This window comes from Salinispora cortesiana (genome assembly GCF_000484695.1).
Lineage (GTDB): Bacteria > Actinomycetota > Actinomycetes > Mycobacteriales > Micromonosporaceae > Micromonospora > Micromonospora cortesiana.
Window position 1 is genome coordinate 1 of the sequence record NZ_AXVR01000063.1, and the last position, 20,070, is coordinate 20,070.

Below are 20,070 nucleotides of genomic sequence, written 5' to 3' on the forward strand. Positions count from 1 at the left end.
TCACCGACACCACCCCCACCCCGGCCACTGCAGCCGTTCAGGTCGCGAAGCCGGACATGGGCACGCTGATCCCGCACGGCACTCAGGGTGAGCAGTCCCGCATTGACCTGGGTGATGAGCAGGTGTCGAATGTGAAGGCCATCATCGAGGCCACGAAGAACGTCGACATGGATGAGCGGGCCGCTGTGGTGGCGATCGCTACCAGTTTGCAGGAGTCGAAGTTGGAGAACCTGGGTCACCTGGGTGCTCGTAACGACCATGACTCGCAGGGCCTGTTCCAGCAGCGTCCGTCGTCTGGTTGGGGCACGGTGGAGCAGATCACCGACCCCGCCTACTCCACCACCGCCTTTCTGGAGGGTTTGAAGCAGGTTGAGGGCTGGCAGGACATGCCCCTGACCGAGGCCGCGCAGACGGTACAGGTGTCGGCGTTCCCGTTCCACTACGCCCAGTGGGAGACCCAGGCCGCCGACCTCGTCGCCGAGCACTGGACCAGCTGACCCCCCCACAACCCCAGACCTAACCCGTACAAGGGGGAAGGAAGCTGTTGGCCGGCACCCGACACGGGTGCCGGCCAACAGTGCTATCCACAACATGTGGATAGCACATGTGTACGAACCCGGTCCTTGTCGGGCGTGCGAGTTGAGTCTGCCGCTGACGTGCCCGCCGCGATGCTCCTGTCTTCGAAACAGGGGGTGCAATCCGATGCATGTGTCAAACGATCGTTTTACGATCGTGGTGTGGGTTATGACTGGCTTCCCGAGGCCCTAGCCGCGCTGGTTGGGGTTGAGCCGCACGAGGCCGCACAGGTGCTGGCAGCGCGGCGACGTCTACCGCTGGCCGCCGTCAGCGGCGGCGTGCGGTTCATCGCGATCATGGGACGCACCCAGGCTGGACGGCCTCTGGTGGTGGCGGTCCGTAAGGTCGGCGAGTTCAACCAGCAGATCATTGGCGCTCGGGAGATGACCCCGGCGGAGCTGAAGCGGTTCGAGGCGTGGGAGGTAGTGCGGTGAGTGATGACATGAAGCGGGCGGCGGAGGCGTTCGCCCGGGGCGAGGTCGACTACGACGACTCGGCCCAGGTCGAGCTGCCGCCGGCGGCGGAGACCGAACCGATGGTGATGCGCGGAGTCCGTCTACCAGTCGCGTTGGACCAGCGGGTCCGCTCGGCCGCCGACGTCGCCGGCGTGAAGCCCTCCACTCTCATCCGCGAGTGGATCGAGCTCGGACTCACCGAGCTGGAACACGACCGGCCGGTCTCACTGTCCGCGCTTCGCCGCGCGATCGCTCACGTCACCCAGGTCGACCGCGCCGCCTGAACCGACCCACAACCGGCTCTTACGCCACCGGCTGTGCCGTCCTGTCCACCGGCTGGAGCATCCGCGACCTCGGCCAGACAGGCAATTCAGGACGTGCTGAGTAGCCCGAACACAGCCGTGGCGTCGTCGCTGCGCTTGTTCCGAGGCCATCGAGTCCCGTCCGGGTCACTCTGCTCAGCGGCACGTACCTGGCGGATCAGCTCGGTCGCGCCCGATGCCTGCATGAGCTCCAGGGCGCTGCTCCAGTCGGTGTGCTCGCCCGTACTGCCGGCGGTGACATCGCCTCGGACATGCTGCCCCGTGGCCATCGCCCACCAGGCCGCTGTTGCGGCGCTGCCGGACTGGCTGGCGTGCGAGCTGGGTGACCTGGTGGAGGCCGAGCGGGAGGCCCGGCAGGCGGCACGACGTGGTCCTCGACGACGCGATGATCGAAACGGCTGCGTGCGGGCCTGCGGGCATGCCGTCACCCTCGTCGCTGGTGTAGCAGCTGCATCAGATGGTCGCTTCGACGCACGACCCACCAGAGGCGCCACCGCATCGTCGGTCATGTCCCAGGGCTGTGGCGCGTTCTGTATGAACCCGTTGTGGTCGGAGTGACCATTGAGGTTGACCGACGCTCCTGAATCGCCGGCGGATCGAAGGGGCCGGCCAGGCCGCCAGTTTGGTCTGGCGGGCGAGGCCGTGAGGCGACGGTGGCACGTGCCGCACCGTGGCATGCCGTGTGGCAAATCCGTTGTATCGAACATCGCGCATGTTCAGCTAGTATCTATAGCTATCGATGGATGGCGGTACCGCCGTAACCTCAGGAGTGTGAGATGGTCAGAAGACAACTGTTGCGCGCGTTCGGTGCGGTGCTAGCGGCGGTGCTGGCAGCCGCCGGGGTGCAGATTGCCACCGGTGCGCCGGCCGCCGCGGCCCAGACGGCCTACGACGACGCGAGCCGGGCAGGCGAGTTCCGTACGAACTTCGACCAAGGGGCCCAGGCTGATGCCGATGTCACGCCGTTCGTGGTTGGCGGCCGGCCGGCGACCGAGAACTACCCGTGGCTGGTCTACACCTCGGGCTGTACCGGCACGTTGATCAAGTCGGACTGGGTCGTCACGGCGCGGCACTGCCCGACACCGTCCTCGGTCCGTGTGGGTAGCGTCAACCGCACCAGCGGTGGCACGGTCGTCGGGGTCCGCCGCGCCGTCAACAATCCCACGATCGACGTCAAGCTGTTGCAGCTGTCCAGTTCGGTGTCGTACGCCCCGGCACCGATCCCGGCGACGTCCGGGGAGGTCGGTACCGCTACCCGGATTATCGGCTGGGGTCTGACCTGTCCGTTCCGGGGCTGCGGTCCGACGCCGACGGTCGCGCACGAGCTGGACACGTCGATCCGGTCGGACGGCGCGTGTTTCGGCATCAACGGCCCGTACGAGATCTGCACCGACAACACCGACGGTGACTCGGGCGCCTGCTATGGCGACTCGGGTGGCCCGCAGGTTCGTCGGATCGACGGGGTGTGGCACGTGGTCGGTGCCACCAGTCGGTCGGGCAACAACCACCCGATCTGTGCCACCGGTCCATCGATCTATGGCGACCTGTCGTCGATCCGTTCCTGGATCGATGCCCGGGTCGGCGGTCTTCCCGCCTGAGCCTCTCGTCGAGCACCCCGGTCAACACCTGGCGTTGACCGGGGTGCTCGACGCGCGGGCGGTAGCAACGTTGATCGCAGCACGCACGGTGCCGCCCTGCACCACCGCGACCGACCGCTCACCGTCGGTCGTGCCCGGCCGGGCCACGAGGTGCACTGGAGCGTCCAGTTCGACGAACGTGTCGAACGTGCCGGCAAGCCCGGTCATCACCGCCGCGGGTGGCTCGGGACTGAGCGCGGTGCCGAGCTGACGGGCCGCCTCGACGAGCAGGGTCCCCGGGACGTGGTCCAGCCGGTGGTCGAACAAGCCCAAGTGATCGAAGGGCAGCAGCACCCGTGCGCTGGTCTCATTCGCATCAGTACGAACCTCGGCCAGCAGCACGTCGGCGGGGACCAGGCGGCCCACGGTCGAGGGGGGAGCCGCCCCGTCCAGGCACGGGCAGAGTTGGTCCGACCAAGGTGGCGGCGACCCGCCACGAGCCCGGCGGCGCAGCAGCGTGTAGGCGGCCGGGGATACGACCGACGAGGTGATGACTGCTGATCCGATCGGCACACCACCGAGTGACAGCTCGCACCGGGACGTGAACGCGCGGAGCCGGCTGCCGACCCGGACCGCCGCTACGGTGACGTGGATCGTCAGCTTGGTCGAGCCGCCGTCGGGTCGTTGCACATAGGCGTCGGCCGGCACGGACATCTCGCAGGAGTCCATCAGGAATTGGGTGTCGTCGGCCAGGCCGAGGCCGTTGTGGCCGATGTAGATCACGAGCTGCCGGCAGGCCTCCAATAGCAGCATCGGATCGAGACGGCGATTCGCCTCCGCTACGTGTGCTGCATAGTACGCGTGTCGCTCGGGCAGCAACGCCGTCGCCACATATCCGCCCGTGCCGTCCGGATGGACGTCGGCGAGGAAGGCGGTGTCAGCATGACGACGATGGACAACCGCCGGTTCGACGGTCGTGTGAGGTTGGGTCAGTAGCCGGGTGTCGGTCATCGATTGGGCCCTTCCGTGTTCTCGTTGAGGAGTCCCGTATGGGCGATCGCGGTGAGCGCGTCGAGGTGTTCGCTGAGCGACGTGAACCCGGCGCCGAGTGTGCTCACATCCAGGTGTGTGGCGCGGGCTTCACGCCACCGCCGCGCCGCTGCGGCGACACCGACCGCGCCGCCGTCGATGTAGCGGACCCGGCCGTGCATGCCGATCGCCTCGGGGGGTCGACCGGCTGCCTCCGCCGCCTTTGTCACGATCCTCCGGGCCGCGGTGAGCTCCGGCCCGGGCTGAAGACGGGGCATCCAGCCGTCGCCGGTACGGCCCGCCCGGCGGTAGGCAGCTGGGCTGGTGCCGCCAATCCAGATGGGAATCGGTCGTTTCGGTCGTGGGTTGATCCCGGCCGCGACGATTCGTTCCCCAGAGTGTTCGAAGCTGACCGACCGGTGTGTCCACAGGGCCCGCAACAGGTCGATCTGCTGGTCGAGCCGCTCGCCCCGAGACCGCATGGGCCGGCCCAGGGCCTCGTACTCCACTGTGTTCCAGCCGAGGCCAACCCCCAGCCGCAGCCGGCCGTTGGAGAGCAGGTCGATCTCGGCCGCCTGCTTGGCGACCAGCGCCGTTTGCCGTTGCGGCAGGACCAGAACACTGGTCACCAGGTCGAGGTCGCACACCGCCGCGAGGTAGCCGAAGAGCACCAGCGGCTCGTGGAACGGATCATCCGCGTCATACACACCCTGCCAGTTCGGATGCCCGGCCGGGTCGGCACCGAGCACGTGGTCATACGCGAGCAGGTGTCGGAATCCCAGCTCCTGTGCTGCCCTCGCATACTCGCGTAGAGCTCGTGGCCCGCCGTGCAGCTCACCTTGGGGCAGGACCACGCCGATCTCCATCATCCGAGCCACCCACTGGTGACGAGGGCCGCGTCGAGGACGATCAGATAGAGCATGGCGAGGGACGTGGGCCACTTCTGCTCCCGGCCGCTGAGGTAGGAGAAGGCGCCCGCGACCGGGAAGGCGAGAGCCACGTAGGGCAGGTGCGCCGCGACCGACATGCGCCATGGCTCGGTGACCGCGGCCAGCAGGGCGCACGCGAGTAGGGCCCAACCGAGGGTGAGTACACCGCTGCCGGTGACCCCGAGTGCGGTGGCTGAGTAGGTCCGGGCCCCCGGGTCGGGATCGCGTACTGTCTTGCGGGCGAATTCGAAGTGCAGGAACGCGGCGGCGAACACAATGATCAGCAGGGCTGGGCGGATCCCCGGCGGTACCACCTCCGCGGCGATCACGGACGTGTACAGGTAGACGCCGATCAGCAACTGCACCGGGTACGCCACGACAATGTAGAGCAGTGCCCGGTCACGCAGTCTCGGCGAGTGCAGCGTGAGCCGAGTGACCAGGGCGGTGTAGCCCACGAGGAGCGCCACGGCCATCGCCGACCAGGGGGCGAGCGGAACGTTGACGACGATCGCCAGGGCGGCCGTCGCCCAACCGGCGCGGCGCAGCTCGAGCACGCTGACCAGACCGGTGATCAGCGGACGGTCCGGGTGATGGATCCGGTCGTACGGCTCGTCCATGCGCTCGTCGGCGAGCCGTAGGTGAAGCAGGACCACGATGATCGTCATGGCCCGGACCAGCGACCCGACCGACGGCCGCCAGACGCCACCCACTGCCATGACCGCGGCGGCCTCGTATGCGCATGCCCACAGCACTCCGTAGGTGACGTGCACTCCTGGCGCGAAGACCGCGCCCAGGAACGCGCGGTAGCGCAGCAGCGCCGGGGCCTGCCCGACGGCGCTGCTCATGACGCTGCCACGGTGGCCAGGGACCGCCACCGGCCAGGATCGGCTCCGCCCAGCAGCTGTCCGTACCGTGGGCGGGAAAGTGATACCGCGTGGCTGCCCACCACGATGAAATCCCAACCGGTCAGCGGCAGGTCCGCCGACCAGATCACGTTGACCAGCGGTGCCCAACTCGCCGGGTCGCTGGTCGTCGAGGCCAGCGTGTGACACAGGGCCCGACGTACCTCGTCCGGCAGGGCCGTCGTGGCGAGTAGGCCCCGCACAGTCCTGGTCAGGCGGCGGGTCGAGGCAACGAAGTCCAGGTCATGCGGGGGATGTACGGCGTACAGCACTTGGGCGATCGCGGTCGTCTGACCGTGCTGGTCCGTGTTCGCCAGTGCCTGGCCGATCAGTGCGCGACGCTCCCGGTGGTCCAGCAGGATGCCAAGCTCCCGGACGAGGTCGGCCGGCTCGTCCGAGGCGTGCACCAAGTTGAGGAGGAAGCCGAAGTCGCCGAGCCGGGCACGTAGCTGGCCCGGACGGCGCCGCGCCGGATCGGCCGGTCCCTTGTTGACGCTGAGCGCGACCGTGGCCGGCACATCGACGGGTTCGGTGAGGCGGGCCAGGATCACCAACGAGTCGGACTGCTCACACAGTGCGTCGGCAAGGAGGCAGCGCTGGGGTGTCGCTCGGTTCAGTTGGTAGTGCCAGAGCGCCCGGACCGACTCCCGGCGCATCCGCAGTCGCCGCACTGCCACGATCCGGAAGTTCGCTTCGCGCAGCCATTCGATGACACGTTCGATCGAACGCGACGCCACCGCGTCCGGCTTCATCAACAGCATGGCGTGCTCGTGCGCGAATCTAACCGGGTCGGATGCCAGCGAGGACAGCTGCTCGTACGCCTCCAGGAAGTAGCTGTCGGTGCCGTGATAGCGCTGCTTGTCCGGATCGTGGGTCAGGCCTTCGGGGAACGGCGGTCCGTAGGCCGCGATACTGCTCACCGCTGGTTAGCCCGGCTCAGGGCCTCCGCCACGCTCGGCAGGGGCGAGCCCAGGTAGCCCGCCCTGACCGCGTAGTCGATGATTCGCCGCAGGTGGTTCGGCCCGCCGGGTAGGCGCTCGTGCCTCCGGAACCCGGCCGCGGCGGTGTCGTCGAAGTGCTGCTGGCGGCGGAAGTAGCTCTCGTACAGCGACATGACCCGGTGCCAGTAGGCGCGTTCGAGGTCCGACAGCATGGCAGGGGCGAAGTTGGCGGGGGCGATGTAGCGGGGAACGTGGAACGATGGGTACTCGGCGAGAACATCGGAGATGTGGCGCATCCGCACCGACGATCCCACCGCGTGCAGTGTGCGGTCGGTGGCCCGGTCGATGTCGTCGGCCACGGCGGTTATCAACGCCGCCACCTGGTCGACCGGCACAAGGTCGATGCAGGCGTCGAAGTAGCCCGGGATCGAGCCGATCCGACCCTCGGACAGGAGCTTCAGCACGACGTACAGGTTCTTGAAGTCACGGACCGCGCCGGTGCGGGCGGCACCGACGACGACACTGGGCCGGATCACCACGGTCGGCAGGCTCTCCGCGGCGGCCTTTCGCACCAGTTGCTCCGCGGCGAGTTTGCTCTCCTCGTACGGGTTGCCGAACCGCTGCCCGACGTCGAGTTGGGACTCCAGGATCGTGCCGTCCCGCTCGCCGCACACGTAGGCGGTGCTGACGTGCACCAGCGGGGTGGAGCGCTCGCGGGCCAGCTCCAGCACGTGCGCCGTACCGGTCGTGTTGATCGCCTGGTAAACCTGCCGGGGGTGACCGAAGTCGGTGATCGCGGCAGAGTGCACGATCAGGTCGAGCCCGTTCGCCAGGTCCGTCCAGGTGTCGTCGTCGAGGCCCAGCCGCGGAACGGTGACGTCACCGGTGACCAGCCGCACGGTGCCCGCCCTGTCGTCCGTCGACGACGCGACGCCGCGGCCGCTGTTGGCGATCAGCACTCGGGTGTGGTGCACCAGGCCGGACACTCGGTGCCCGGCTTTCAGCAGGCGGGCGCAGACTTCGGCGCCGACCAGGCCGGCCGCCCCGGTGACCAGGATCCGCTTCGGCTTGCTCATGCCCTTCCTCCGGTCTCCAGTTGCCGCCGAACCAGGTTCAGGACGTCTCCAGCGGTCGTCAGGTCCGCCGACTCGTTCAGGTCGAGCGCGGGCAGCCGGAACTGCTGTTCCAGGGCCATCGCCAGCTCGATCAGCCGAATCGAGTCGAACATCAGGTCGTCGCGCAGGTGAGTCTCCGCCCTGACGCGGGGGAGTGGGTGCGGTGCCATTGCGGCGATGATCGCGTAACCGGTCGATTCGTCGAACGCGCTGTCCATCACGTCTCCTGTGCTGCGGCGCCGGCCCGTGCGTGCGGCTGCACACCGCCGCTGGAGAGCAGGTCCTGCGCCTCGTCGAGGGGGAGTTGCTGGTCCAGATATGCGCCGAGGCGCAGCAGGTCGTAGCCGATGTCGAGGGTGCGCTGCCAGCCGTCCGCGGAGTCGAACGACGACGGGAACGCCGCACCGCCCGAGGCCTTCCGGATATCGGTCACGTACTCGTGCAGGAGGGCGAGCAGAAGCCGGGCGTCCTCCTCGGTGGTGGCCACGGTCGTGTACAGCCGTTCGGCGAGGACCCGGATGCGCGAGTGCCCGTCGGGCAGCAGATCGAGTCGGTGCAGGAGCTCGGGATCCGGCGGCAACGGATTCACACCGTGCGCGCTGAGCAGGGCACGCAGCCCGCCGTTGACCGCGCGCACCGTGGTCAGCGCGGCGACCCTCCACTGTTCGCGGTCGAGCGCACCCCGCAGGTCCTCGAGAGCATTCTCGATCATGAAGTTGCCCCACATCAGCGCCATCGCGGCGGCGGCGAAGCGCGGCGCCGGCAGCGGTAGCAACGCGATCGCGCGGGGATGCGGTGGCTCGGCACCGGCGATACCCAGGATCGGGCTGCGGGTCGCCGGGGCGGGGGTGATGGGGCCGAGCGGTGCGGCCATCGGAATCCGTGGTGAGATCGGAGCACCCTGCCAGGTGATCCGGATCAGGCCGTACCGGAGGTAGGCGGCGATCAGCTCACCCGGGTCGGCGACGCCCGTCCGCTCGGCGTCGGCCATCAGCGCCGCGAGTGGTCGTCCCCAGACGATGCGTCGCCACACCCGCGTGGCGGCGTCGCCGAGAACGAAGACGTCACGTCGGCCACGTACCAGATGCACCTGGTCGTCGATCTGCCAGGTGGTCACTGCCGGCACTCGGGCAACGACCAGCCGTTGCGGATCTTCGGCGCAGCCTGGCACGCCGAGGTCCGCGACCAGGCGTATGCAGTCGCGCGTGTGCTCGATCTCCCCGCCGGCGCCGGGCTCCGCGGTGATGGTCCGCCAGTAGCGTTCCACCAGCTGATCCCCGACGAGCCGGTCGAGCTGCAGCGAGAGCCACTTCGGCTCGATGTACGTCTCACCGTGGCGTGCCAGGTAGCTCTTGGCGGCCTGCTGGAGTCCTGCCCGCGCCCACACCGCGGCCGACTCCACCTGGTCCAGGGCGAGCAGCGCGATCGAGTGTCGGATGGACTGCCGTGCGTGTTCCGCCCACCACGTGGCCATGACGACGGCGAAGTCGTCGTGCGCGAGGTGGTCACGGATCTTTTCGACCAGGTCCGGGCGGTACACGACATGCGCTCGGAGCAGCCGCTGGCACCGGTTGAGCAGGTGTTCGTCCAGTGTGGCAACACGGCGCGAGGTGCGTCCGACGTACCTGTTGACCTCCTGGAGGTGGTCCACGAGCTGGCCGATGGACCGGGTGCGGATCTCCACCCGACGTCCCGCGATGAAGAAGATCGTGGGCATCGTCGGCAGGTCGGCCTCCTGATCGGCGATCAGAAGGAAGTCGATGTCGGAGCGAGAGTTGCCGAAGCCCTCGGCGATGGAGCCTTCCAGGATCAGCGCGACACTCCTGGGGTGACCGATACGCTCCAGCGTTTCGGCCGCGAGTGAATTGATTTCGGCCTCGTCGAGGATCATGCGGGGACCTCCGGCTCGACGAGCGACGCTTTCAGGGTTCCCTCCTGTAGGCGCTGCCACATCCCACGACGGCGTGGCTTACCGCTGGTGGTGCGCTGGATCAGGCCATGAGTACCGACCGCGAACCGGATTCGCGACTCGATGCCCAGTCGGGAGCGCAGGGTGCGGTAGGCGCTCTCCTCCCAGCCGCGGCGCAAGCCCTCGACGAGCAGCAGAACGCCGGCACGCTCGGCTTCCGGAGCGCTGATCACCACGCAGCGACTCGGGGACAGGCCGGTCGCCTCAACGACCGCCGCCTCGAGATCCTCGACGTAGACGTTGCGCCCCCGGACCTTGAGGCTGTCGCCCATCCGGCCCAGTACGAACAGCTGGCTGGCGTGGAGGAAACCGGCGTCGCCGGTGCGCAGGCCGTCCGGGGTGAAGCGGGTGCCGCCGGAGCCGGCGTCGTTGGTGTAGCCCGCGGTGACCGTCTCCCCGCTGACCCTGATCTCGCCGAGATGGCCCGGCGGCAATTCGACGCCATCCTGGTCGACGATGCTGATCCGGGTGCCGAGGCGCGGGCCGCCACAGCCGGTGAGCCAGCCGTTGCGTGTCGGCACCGGCTCCGCACCGAGGTGGAACTGCCGGGTCAGCTCGACCCGCTGGCCGAATCGCAGAGTGTCCGGCCGCACCTGCACCGTCAGCGGCGGGGAACCGTGGTCAGTGCCGGTCACCCCGAGCGTCGTTTCCGCCATTCCGTAGGCAGGGGTGAGCGTGCCGCGGTCGAAGCCCGCAGCGGCGGTAGCCTGCACGAACCTGTCGAGCACCGCGGGGTTGATGGTCTGCGCGCCGACGAACGCGGTTCGCCATCCGGAGAGGTCCCAGCTGGCGATGCGCTCGGTGGAGATCCGCTCCACCGCGTACTCGTATGCGAACGGCGGCGCGGCCGTGATCGTGGCCCGGGTCATGCACTCCAACCATCTGCCCGGGTCGCGCAGGAACTGCGCGGGCTGCATCAGCCACAGGTCGGCCTGACTACAGACGGCGGCGAGTAGGGTGCCGACGAGGCCCATGTCGTGATAGAGCGGCAGCCAGGAGGCCACCGAGTCGTCCTCGCTCCAGTCGCTCCACGCCCGGGTGCAGGACACGTTGACGGCGAGGTTCTGCCAGGTGACCGGCACGCCTCGCGGGACGCCGGTGGAGCCGGAGGTGAACTGGAGGATCGCCAGGTCGTCGGGGCCCGCCTTGGGAACCTCGACCGGTTCCTCGGCCTCCCTGTGCAGGAAGGCGCGGCCGGGCAATTCCGCCGCGGCCAGAGCCGAGTCGGCGATGTCCTGGTAGCGCTCGGTGGTGATCATCAGTACCGGTTGCGCCCGACGCAGAATGCTTGAAACGAGCTCGACGTACTCGGTGCTACTGGTGAGGCTGGGTGGGGTGATCACGCAGGGGGTGAGGCCCGCGGCCCAGGCCCCGAAGTACGCGCAGAGCGTCGGGTAACTCGTCGGCATGAGCAGGCAGACCACCTCCCCGGGCTGGGCGCCGGTAGCGGTCATCGCCGCCGCGCTGCGTCGTGCCGCGAGAGACAGGTCCGCGTACGAGTGGTAGTCCCAGTCGCCCTCGTCACCGAGGAACCGGATCCCCTTGTCGGTCCGGGGATCGACCAGCCAGTTGCGCACATCGCTGAAATCCAGGGTGGTGGTCACGCGGACGTCCCATCCGTGTCGTCGAGGATCGTGATCGTGCCGGTGCCGCCGTCCATCCGGACGGTCATGCCGGTCTCCAGTTCCTGGGTGGCCCCCTTGGCCTTGACGATCGTCGGCACGCCCAGCTCACGCGCCACGATCGCGACATGGGTCAGCGGGCTTCCCCGTTCGATGATCAGTCCGGTCGCCGACGGTAGTGCGGCGACCCAGCCCGGGTCGGTGCTGTAGGCCACGATGATGCCGCCGTTGACGTCCTGAGGTCGCGTCGTGACGACGACCCGTCCGGTCGTGACGCCCGGGGACGATGGTGTCCCGTGCAGTTCACCGACGCCGGTGCGGGTGGCCCGGCCGACGCTCCAACCGGCGGCCTCGAGATTGCCCTCCCAGTAGGGCGCGCCGTAGGTCCGGAAGCGCGGCGGCGCGGACATCGTCGCCTGTCGTTCCCGCGTGCGCCGACGCGCCGCCACGATGTCGCGTATCTCGTCGTGGGCGATCTTGCCCTCGTACGCCCCGGCAAGCTCGTCGAGGCGCAGCAGGAACACATCCTCGAACCGCTCGATCGCCCCGACCTGCTGCAGGTGCCGGCCGAGTGCGCGCAGCATCCGCTTGGCCGAGCCGAACGCCTTCGTCCGGCAGAACCGCAGCCGCTCGCGCGCCGCCAGTGACCGTGACACCTTGCGGCGGGTCAGTTCGTAGATCCAGCGTCGCGGCCCCCGCAGGTGCTGGTCGAGATATTCCTGCGCGCTGTCGCCGCTCGCTGTCTCCGGCGGAGCCTGTAGCGCGTCGCGCAGCATCAGGTACAGACTCGACGGATCCTCGTGTAGGTCCGGCACCTCCAGCTTGAGCTCGTCTGGGCTGCGGTAGCCGTGCGCCTGCACGTAGGCGTCGACGGCCGCGAGTAGGGTGGTGTGCCCGGCAGCCGCGAGCGCGCCGGGTATCGCCGCCGGGGCGGTCTCCGTCACCAGGCGGCGCAGCTCGTCGTCGGCCTTGACGGTGGCCGCCAGCGCGGCCAACTCACGGGCCGGCTCGGCGGATTCCACGTCGGCGCCGGGCCGAGCGGCGGCCCACGTCAGCCACTCGGGGGCGTGCGGCAGCCACCGCCGGCCGAGCATCGTGAGGATGCCCATCGACAGCAGAATCGTGGAGTCGAGCATCTGCATCGGACCCCACCGCCTGTTCAGGCTGCGGATCAGGTCCTGGAACGCCCGGTACACCTCGTCGGCGGGCATCGCGGCGTAGTCGCGCTTGTCGAAGATCGAGTACTGCTCGTAGAAGTAGGCGACGAACCGCGTGACGTCACGGTCCATGCGCAGGTACTTCCAGAAGAAGGTCGTGTAGGTGACCACCCGTGCGCGTCGGCGTTGCCAGGCCGAGTCGAACTCGTACGGGTACAGCCCTTCGGCGATCTCGTCCGGCAGCGCCTCGTCCACGCCCATGGCGACCTCGAGCAACTTGCGGTTGACGTCGTAGAAGGGCGCGATCCGCTGGAGGCGGTACCAGTTGATGAGGTTGTAGTAGACGCGGCCGTGGAAGCTGCCGAGGAGCGCGGGCAACCACTCGTGCATCTGCGCGAGCTGCTTCTCGGGCACGCGAAGGGATCGGGCGTAGCTCTCGTACACCGCGCCGTAGACCGTCGAGGCGAACGTGAAGGTCAGCGGGGACGTGATTCCCCGGAAACTCTCCACGATGTTCGAATTGTCCCAGATCCGTAGCTCACCCACCGGCCTGCCCGTGGTCGGCACGGTGGTGATCGGTCGGCTCTGCAGGATCCACAGCTGGCCGTCCGCGACCGCCCACTCGATGTCCTGCGGTGCACCGAAGGCGTCGCTGATGGCGCGGCCGGCCTCCCACAACGTGCCAAGGTCGATCCGGTCGAGCGACAGCTGCGCACGGTCGGCGTCCGGTACCTCGATGGCTTCGACGCCGCCGCTGGCCGCGGGTTCGTAGCGCTCCGACTTGTCGCCGAGCTCGGTCTCCAGAACCGTACCGGTGGCCGCCTCGAGGGTCACGGTGTCCGCGTCCACAGCGCCGGAGACGATGCCCTCGCCGAGGCCGTAGACAGCGCTGACCACGTACCGGTCGCCGGCACCGGTCGCCGGATCGGCGGTGAACATCACGCCGCTGACCTCCGAGCGCACCATTTGTTGGATGAGTACGCCCATGCCGATCGCGCGCAGTGGCAGGCCGTTGCGCAGTCGGTAGGTCAGCGAGCGCGCGGAGAAGGCCGATGCCCAGCAGTCCTTGACCCGGTCCAGGACCTCGTCGGCCTCGCTGACGTTGAGGAAGGTGTCGAACTGGCCGGCGAAGGAGTACGTGTCGCCGTCCTCCTCCAGGCCCGACGAGCGCACCGCGACACTGCCGCCGCCGGCGGCCTGGTACGCCGCCTGGATCGGGCCGGCGAGGTGGTCCGGGATCACGGTCGCCCGCATCCGTCGGGTGATCTCGGCTGCGACGCGCTCCGGTTCGTCGCCACCCTGGGTCAGCAATACGTCGATGCCCTCGACGTGTTCCAGGAAGGCGGTGAAGACATCGCTGGAAACTGCGCTCCAGCGCGGAACTTGAACGCCAAGGCTCCTCATCGCCGCCAGATTGGACGCCTTGGCCCCCATAGCTCGCCATTTTGTAACGTCAGTTTCACTGGCGACAGTTGACAACCTTCCTCCTCGGATAGTGTGTTGATCGGCATGCGATGTCCCCCTGGGTGCTGCGTCTACGGCAGCCTTTGCGATACCCTCCCGTACGAAGGCAGCAGTCAAGCGGCTCGCGGTCGAAGGCGAGCACATGAATTCGTGGCACGGATTCGTTTCCCGTCGCGCGGGAATTCGGTTCGTGGGCCGGTCGGTGTGCTGGATCGGCTGGATCAGTGCGCCTTGCCGGAGGTTATTCGGCTGATTTAACTCGGAATCTTGAGGTTGGCAACAGGCGTTGCCGGACCAATCTGTTGACCGTCTCTGGCTTTATCTGAGTAGCATGCGGGATGCACCAGATTTCCACGGGTGCCTGATTCACGTGGTGGAAGGCCGGACCTAGGCGGAGGGGCGGGCGTGAACCTTGAATCCAAGGATTGTTCGTCACTCTTGCCGGACTCGACAGGAAGGCGGAGTGTGGGCGACGCGGCGCGCCCTCCCGGTGCCGCCCTCGGCGGCGCGCGCCTGGCAGGAGCAAGGTTTGGTGCCAACTGTGGCTGTCTACGTGCCCCATAGGGGTACCACTGTGGCGTGTGTCATCGAGGCGGCGAGGTCTCCGTGCATGTCAGCTTACATATTGCTTCCTTTGGTCTTTGTCCAGTTCGGGAGGGGCCGGCATTGATTTCCCATGCCGGCCAGGTGGCGGGCATTGATGGCACGACTGATTGTGGATTCCGCCATTCGCTACTTAACCCCTTGTGACTTGAATCACATTTCACGGCGGCATGGTGTGTGCTGATGTCGCGTCGAGTGCGGTACGGGCAATGGTGCTTGCGATGAATCAATATTACAGCGAACTCGCTCTGGTTTCTAATCGCTGCTAGATGCTGGCGGAGTGCTTTCAGTTAGACCTAACATTGCAGAAACGGCAGCTTAACAAAGCTTCACTCTCTGTGACCTTGTGGAAGGTTAACGGAGATGGAGGGTGGCGGCCTGACACGAACGGTAACTATTTGAAATCGGGTGACCTGTGTCACCGTGGCGTCGCGGTCACTCGTGTGGGTCCGGGTAACCAGGCCTCTTCGCAGGAAATATGATTTGCATTTCCGGATTACCGCAGCACCGGTAACTGATCGCGGGGTGCCGCAGTCCTTTCCTCCCTTCATCAATAAGCGAAATTGGTCGATGGATTTGCCTCGACAAGCTCGGCGGACGTTCCGGGGACGGCGCCCCGGGTTCCACACCGCCACCAGCGCCGCACCTGCCGGACCTTTCAGGTTCTGGCTTGACAGTGGCTGGCGTTCCGATGACCTGTCCCGCTGATGGCGGCGTCGAGGTAGCGGTCTCGGCCAGGTCGCTGTGCCGTCCGTCGGGCTGCCCTCCCAGGCGTTCGTGGTGCGCCGCGGAAGTCGCGGCGGCTGGCTACCGACGTTGCCCAGGGCAGGTGGCGCATATGTGCGTACATACCTTGCCGAGCCAACGTGGGCACGGGCTGGCGCGTTCCGCCGTCTAGCCAGGGGTGTTGCACTACGGCGTCGGTGCGGTGCAAGCGCGAGGTGGTGTGGCGGTGCGGTGATCTCGACCTGTCACGGTCGGCTGTTGCTCAACTACGGTGGATGCGGCGGGGTAGGTGGTGTGGGGAGGCGGGATGCGGCAAGGCCGGCGTCCGTCGCTGACATTGCAGCTGTCTTTGCTGGTGGCAGCGATTCTGTTGGAGGTGGTGGCGAACTTCGCGGCGAACGCGGCTGCGAGTTCCCGTTTCGCTGCCGCGGTGCAGACTTTCTCCGGGCCGGTGTTGATTGTGTTGTTGGTGGTGGTGATCGCTGGTGACGCGGTGGTGTTGTGGTGGGAGAGTCCTCGTGGTGCTCGGCCGGTGTGGGGCGGTGATCGGTGTCCGTTCCCGGGTTTGGGGGCGTTCACCGAGCAGGACGCCGCGGTGTTTTTCGGCCGGGAGCAGTTGACCAGGGATCTGGTGCGGCGTCTGCATGTGCTTACCGGCCAGCCGGCCGCCCGTTTTGTGTGTGTGACGGGAGCTTCGGGTAGCGGTAAGTCGTCGCTGGTGCACGCGGGTGTGGCACCGCGATTGCGAGGGCATCGGTGGCATGTGTTGCCGTCGGTTGTTCCGGCGGGGGAGCCGTTGGGGCGGTTGGCGGCGGTGGCGGCGCGGCTGACCGGTGGGCAGCGGCAGGCTGTGCTGCGTGCGATGTGGGCTGATCAGGATGGTATGGCGCACAGTATCGCGGCGTGGCGGGCGAAAACGGGAAACCGGTTTTCTCGGGTGCTGCTGATTGTTGATCAGCTTGAGGAACTGGTCACGTTGTCCAGCCCGGCTGAGCGGAAGCTGTTCGTCGACCAGATCGCCTCCGCGCTCGTGGCGGACCGTCGGTTGTGGGTGTTGGCCACGCTGCGGGTCGAGTTTCTGGCAGACCTACTTGCGAGTGAGCATGCGGAGTTGTTCGCCGGGCCGGTGGCTGTCGGGGCGATGCGTCCCGCTGATCTGGTGGAGGTGATTGAGCAGCCTGCCCGGTTGGCGGGGGTGAGTTTCGAGGCGGGGTTGGTCGCCGAGATCGTGGAGGAGACCGGGACGCCGGATGCGTTGCCGCTGTTGGCGTACCTGTTGCAGGAGTTGTACCTGACCATTGGTACGGGCCGTGTGGTGACCCGGCAGATGTATCAGGCATCGGGTGGGGTTGCGGGGGCGCTGGCCCGGCAGGCGGACACTGTCCTCGCTGAGCTGCGCACGCAGTACGACCCGGAGGTGATCCTGTCGACGCTGCTGCGGCTAGTGTCGATGGATGGGGCGGAGCCCACCCGGCGTCGCGTCCCGGCGGCTGAGCTGTCGGCGCAGCAGCGTCAGATCGTGGAGGTCTTTACCCAGGCCCGGCTGCTGACCTCCGACGTCAACGACGGTCGGCCGGTGGTGCAGGTGGCGCATGAGGCGTTGTTCCGTCAGTGGGCGCCATTGCGCCAGCAGGTCGAGACGAGGGCCGTGCATCTGAGACGGCGCGCTGAACTGGAACGCTGGGCGGGCGACTGGCAACGCTCCGGGCGCAGCCCCGACTATCTGCTCACCGGGGATCGGCTGGCGCTGGCGGGGCAGTGGCTGGAGGCGATGCGTTCGGCCGGGCAGGACACGCCGGCCGCCCGTGGTCTGGTCGAGGCGTCTCGGCGGCGGGACACGGCGTTCCTGCGGAGGGTGTCGGAGTCAGTCGGCCACTACGCGTTGACCAACGTTGACCGGTTCCCGGAACTGGCCGTGCTCCTGACCACCGCGGCGTTGACCGAGTGCCCCACCACCCCGGTCGCCCGACGGGCGTTGATGTCCGCGTTGGCGTCCAGCCACATCGAGGCCGTGCTGACCGGGCACACAGACGTCGTACGAGGGGTTGCCTGGGCGCCCGACGGGCGCAGCATCGCGACTGCCTCCCGCGACGGCACCGCCCGGTTGTGGGAGGCCGACACCGCGATGGTGACCCACGTGCTGCATGGCCACACCGGCATGGTCGAGGCCATCGCCTTCTCCCCGGACTCCGCCATGGTTGCCACCGCGTCGCGGGACACCACCATCCGAGTCTGGGACACGGCCACCGCCACCCCGATCACGGTACTAACCTGCGGCGGCCAGGCCCGCAGCGTGGCCTGGTCCCCAGACGGCACCGCCCTGGCGGGGACCAGCCGCGACCACCTCACCCACCTGTGGGCCACCGCCACCTGGACGAAGCAGACCACCCTGACCGGCCACGCGGGCGACGTGTGGGGCGTCGACTGGGCACCGGACTCGTCCCGCCTGGCCACCGCCTCCCACGACCGCACAGTCATCGTCTGGGACGCGACCACCGGCCAACCCGCCGTCACGCTGCGCGGCCACCTCGACCTCGTCGAAGCCGTCGCCTTCTCACCCGACGGCCACTGGATCGCCACCGGATCGACCGACCGCACCGTGCGCATCTGGGACGCCAACAGCGGCAGCCAACACCGATGCATCGGCGGACACCGGGACGCGATTTGGTCGCTCACCTGGGCCGCCGATGGTGAACGGCTCACCCTCGCCGCTGGCGACGGCACCATCCGAGTATGGGACGTGACCCGGCTGCGCGAAGTCGCCGAGCTACGCGGGCACGAACACACTGCCTGGAGCGTCGCGGTCAGCCCGGACGGCACCCGGATCCTCAGCGGCTCGGCCGACCACAGTGCAAGGCTTTGGACCCTGCACCCCCGAGGCGCCGAACAGGTCCAACTCACCGGGCACCATGCGGCGATCACCGCCCTCACCGCCCCCAACGGTGGCATCGTGACCGGATCCGCCGACGCCAGCGTGCGCCGCTGGCACACCGACCACCGCCCACACGCCACTCCCCAGGCGCTGCCGGCGGCTGTGGTCGCCCTCGCCGGTACACCGACCGACTCCACGCTCGCCGTCGCCGTGCAGGACGGATCGACACACCTTCTCGACAGCTGCGGCACCCACCTGCTACTCGCCGGCACGGTGGAGTGTGAATCCCTGGCCTTCTCCCCGGACGGTAGCCGCCTCGCCGCCGGCGCCAAGGACAACACCATCCACATCTTCGACGTGCGCACCCGTACCCTGGCCGGCATCCTGACCGGACACGCCGACTGGATCGGCGCCCTCGCCTGGTCACCCAGTGGCCGGTATCTCGCCTCCGGCTCCGACGACCGCACCGTCCGCATCTGGGACATGCGCCACCCCAGCACCAGCACCGTCCTCGCCGGGCACCAAAACTACGTCGACGGGGTGGCCTGGGCGCCAGACGAACACCACCTCGCCAGCTGCTCCGCCGACTGGACCATCCGGGTCTGGAACATGGCCGACCACACCCCGGTGCGCGAGCTCACCGGACACGACCGGCGAGTACGCGCCGTCGCCTACTCACCCGACGGCCGATACCTGGCCTCCGGCTCCGATGACCGCACCGTACGCCGCTGGAACACCCACGCCGACTACGAAAGCGACGTCATCGGAGTCCACCGCGACGCCGTCACCTGCCTGGCCTGGCTACCCGACGGCAACCACATCGTCACCGGCTCAACCGACGCCACCGCCCGAATCTGGGCTACCGAAGTCGACCTCGACGCGCTCCTGCACGCGGCACGCCACCGAGTCGTCCGAACCCTCACTCCCGACGAGCGCGCCGCCCACCGCCTACCGGCAGCAGAGTAGCTACAAGACCTGCTCCACCTCACGGACCTGCTCACCCACCAGGAACTCCGCCGGATTCACCCCCAACCGCTCCCGCTGCGGCGACGCCCAATAGTCCGCGTTGGCCTCCGCGAACGACCGACCTCCCTCGTAGGAAAGCACCCAAATATGAGCGTTCGCGTCCCGGTCCACCCACGAACCGTGCACCTCAAAACCGAACTCCCGCCGCAACGGAACAATCAACCTCCGCCACGCATCAACCCACTCATCCAACCGACCCACCCGCACCAGATACGTACGAACCTGAACTGTCCTCACCACGCCCACACCCCTCCCAGCACGACAACACGCCAACCACAACGCCGCTTACTGTATGGCCAGGACTTTCAGAAACGGCCAGGCCGACGCCGGTGCAACCGGCGCGGACGGCGTCGAGGATGGAGCACCCACGTGCGTGGGGAGGACAACTCAAACAAGATCCAAAACACTACTAATGACGGAGCACCCTCACGTGCGTGGGGAGGACGGGGTACCGAACCGCATCCGTGTCCCCCTGGACGGAGCACCCCCACGTGCGTGGGGAGGACCCGCGACCGCCACGGACCTTGACCACGATGGCGTCGATGAACACCGCGGCGTAAGTCTCGTCCAGGGGCCGGTGCGACTAATCCGCCATCTCCTCGAGCACCTTGTCGGTGATCCGGGAGATCGTCTCCTTCGACACCGAAGCCCCGTAAATCTCGGCGAAGTGCGCGCTGATCTCCCCGGTTGTGAGGCCTTTGGCATACAGCGACAACACGACCTCGTCGACCCCCGACAGGCGCCGCTGCCGCTTACGGACGATCTGCGGCTCGAACGTGCCCGC

The 20,070-nt window shown here is 68.0% G+C and carries 16 protein-coding genes and 1 pseudogene; 5 read left to right on the forward strand and 12 right to left on the reverse strand.

What is annotated here, in order from left to right:
• The 3 genes from K228_RS0120680 to K228_RS0120690 form a co-directional block, all read left to right on the forward strand.
• A partial coding sequence (locus tag K228_RS0120680) for a hypothetical protein (protein ID WP_025620153.1) occupies positions 1–497 on the forward strand: 497 nt, incomplete at its 5' end.
• A gap of 240 nt (positions 498–737) precedes the next feature.
• Entirely contained in the window at positions 738–1,010 is a 273-nt protein-coding gene (locus K228_RS0120685) for a hypothetical protein (RefSeq protein ID WP_018741373.1), read from the forward strand.
• Complete coding sequence (locus tag K228_RS0120690) at positions 1,007–1,315, forward strand: hypothetical protein (RefSeq protein ID WP_025620154.1); 309 nt, start codon at positions 1,007–1,009, stop codon at positions 1,313–1,315. The genes K228_RS0120685 and K228_RS0120690 overlap by 4 nt, the downstream gene beginning before the upstream one ends.
• Positions 1,316–1,401: 86 nt before the next feature.
• Here the strand turns inward: K228_RS0120690 and K228_RS0120695 are convergent, their stop codons facing one another.
• Positions 1,402–1,623 (reverse strand): hypothetical protein, encoded by a 222-nt coding sequence (locus K228_RS0120695; protein ID WP_025620155.1) that lies wholly within the window; start codon positions 1,621–1,623, stop codon positions 1,402–1,404.
• Positions 1,624–2,130: 507 nt separating this feature from the next.
• Here K228_RS0120695 and K228_RS0120700 point away from each other — a divergent pair.
• The gene (locus K228_RS0120700) at positions 2,131–2,952 is read left to right on the forward strand and encodes a S1 family peptidase (protein ID WP_025620156.1); all 822 of its coding nucleotides are present in this window, start codon (positions 2,131–2,133) and stop codon (positions 2,950–2,952) included.
• 21 nt (positions 2,953–2,973) lie between these two features.
• Here the strand turns inward: K228_RS0120700 and K228_RS0120705 are convergent, their stop codons facing one another.
• From K228_RS0120705 to K228_RS0120745, 9 genes are read right to left on the reverse strand one after another with little or no spacing between them, the layout of a single operon-like run.
• Positions 2,974–3,942, reverse strand: coding sequence for an AfsA-related hotdog domain-containing protein (locus K228_RS0120705; RefSeq protein ID WP_025620157.1), 969 nt, complete (start codon positions 3,940–3,942; stop codon positions 2,974–2,976).
• Complete coding sequence (locus K228_RS0120710) at positions 3,939–4,826, reverse strand: LLM class F420-dependent oxidoreductase (RefSeq protein WP_025620158.1); 888 nt, start codon at positions 4,824–4,826, stop codon at positions 3,939–3,941. The genes K228_RS0120705 and K228_RS0120710 overlap by 4 nt, the downstream gene beginning before the upstream one ends.
• The gene (locus K228_RS0120715) at positions 4,826–5,764 is read right to left on the reverse strand and encodes a UbiA prenyltransferase family protein (RefSeq protein ID WP_025620159.1); all 939 of its coding nucleotides are present in this window, start codon (positions 5,762–5,764) and stop codon (positions 4,826–4,828) included. Before K228_RS0120715 ends, K228_RS0120710 begins: the two co-directional genes overlap by 1 nt.
• The gene (locus K228_RS0120720) at positions 5,731–6,711 is read right to left on the reverse strand and encodes a nucleoside-diphosphate kinase (RefSeq protein WP_025620160.1); all 981 of its coding nucleotides are present in this window, start codon (positions 6,709–6,711) and stop codon (positions 5,731–5,733) included. Before K228_RS0120720 ends, K228_RS0120715 begins: the two co-directional genes overlap by 34 nt.
• On the reverse strand, positions 6,708–7,808 hold the full coding sequence (locus K228_RS0120725) for an SDR family oxidoreductase (protein WP_025620161.1): 1,101 nt from the start codon (positions 7,806–7,808) through the stop codon (positions 6,708–6,710). The genes K228_RS0120720 and K228_RS0120725 overlap by 4 nt, the downstream gene beginning before the upstream one ends.
• Positions 7,805–8,065 carry a phosphopantetheine-binding protein gene (locus K228_RS0120730; protein WP_025620162.1) on the reverse strand — a complete coding sequence of 87 codons (261 nt, stop codon included), beginning with the start codon at positions 8,063–8,065 and terminating at the stop codon, positions 7,805–7,807. Before K228_RS0120730 ends, K228_RS0120725 begins: the two co-directional genes overlap by 4 nt.
• The gene (locus K228_RS0120735) at positions 8,065–9,738 is read right to left on the reverse strand and encodes a hypothetical protein (RefSeq protein WP_025620163.1); all 1,674 of its coding nucleotides are present in this window, start codon (positions 9,736–9,738) and stop codon (positions 8,065–8,067) included. The genes K228_RS0120730 and K228_RS0120735 overlap by 1 nt, the downstream gene beginning before the upstream one ends.
• Positions 9,735–11,420, reverse strand: coding sequence for an AMP-binding protein (locus K228_RS0120740; protein ID WP_025620164.1), 1,686 nt, complete (start codon positions 11,418–11,420; stop codon positions 9,735–9,737). Before K228_RS0120740 ends, K228_RS0120735 begins: the two co-directional genes overlap by 4 nt.
• Complete coding sequence (locus K228_RS0120745; RefSeq protein ID WP_025620165.1) at positions 11,417–14,074, reverse strand: phosphoenolpyruvate synthase; 2,658 nt, start codon at positions 14,072–14,074, stop codon at positions 11,417–11,419. Before K228_RS0120745 ends, K228_RS0120740 begins: the two co-directional genes overlap by 4 nt.
• A gap of 1,621 nt (positions 14,075–15,695) precedes the next feature.
• Here K228_RS0120745 and K228_RS0120750 point away from each other — a divergent pair.
• On the forward strand, positions 15,696–19,226 hold the full coding sequence (locus tag K228_RS0120750; protein WP_025620166.1) for an nSTAND1 domain-containing NTPase: 3,531 nt from the start codon (positions 15,696–15,698) through the stop codon (positions 19,224–19,226).
• Here K228_RS0120750 and K228_RS0120755 read toward each other — a convergent pair whose 3' ends face one another.
• Both K228_RS0120755 and K228_RS27565 read right to left on the reverse strand, forming a co-directional pair.
• On the reverse strand, positions 19,227–19,493 hold the full coding sequence (locus tag K228_RS0120755; protein WP_018732471.1) for a hypothetical protein: 267 nt from the start codon (positions 19,491–19,493) through the stop codon (positions 19,227–19,229).
• 301 nt (positions 19,494–19,794) lie between these two features.
• Positions 19,795–20,070 (reverse strand): annotated as a pseudogene (locus K228_RS27565) (transposase); the annotation flags it as partial.

Excerpts from the sequence above, each read along its gene's own strand:
- K228_RS0120695 (WP_025620155.1), bottom strand. The coding sequence starts at position 1,623 with ATGGCCACGGGGCAGCATGTCCGAGGCGATGTCACCGCCGGCAGTACG.
- K228_RS0120700 (WP_025620156.1), top strand. The coding sequence starts at position 2,131 with ATGGTCAGAAGACAACTGTTGCGCGCGTTCGGTGCGGTGCTAGCGGCG.
- K228_RS0120705 (WP_025620157.1), bottom strand. The coding sequence starts at position 3,942 with ATGACCGACACCCGGCTACTGACCCAACCTCACACGACCGTCGAACCG.
- K228_RS0120710 (WP_025620158.1), bottom strand. The coding sequence starts at position 4,826 with ATGGAGATCGGCGTGGTCCTGCCCCAAGGTGAGCTGCACGGCGGGCCA.
- K228_RS0120725 (WP_025620161.1), bottom strand. The coding sequence starts at position 7,808 with ATGAGCAAGCCGAAGCGGATCCTGGTCACCGGGGCGGCCGGCCTGGTC.
- K228_RS0120730 (WP_025620162.1), bottom strand. The coding sequence starts at position 8,065 with ATGGACAGCGCGTTCGACGAATCGACCGGTTACGCGATCATCGCCGCA.
- K228_RS0120735 (WP_025620163.1), bottom strand. The coding sequence starts at position 9,738 with ATGATCCTCGACGAGGCCGAAATCAATTCACTCGCGGCCGAAACGCTG.
- K228_RS0120750 (WP_025620166.1), top strand. The coding sequence starts at position 15,696 with ATGCGGCAAGGCCGGCGTCCGTCGCTGACATTGCAGCTGTCTTTGCTG.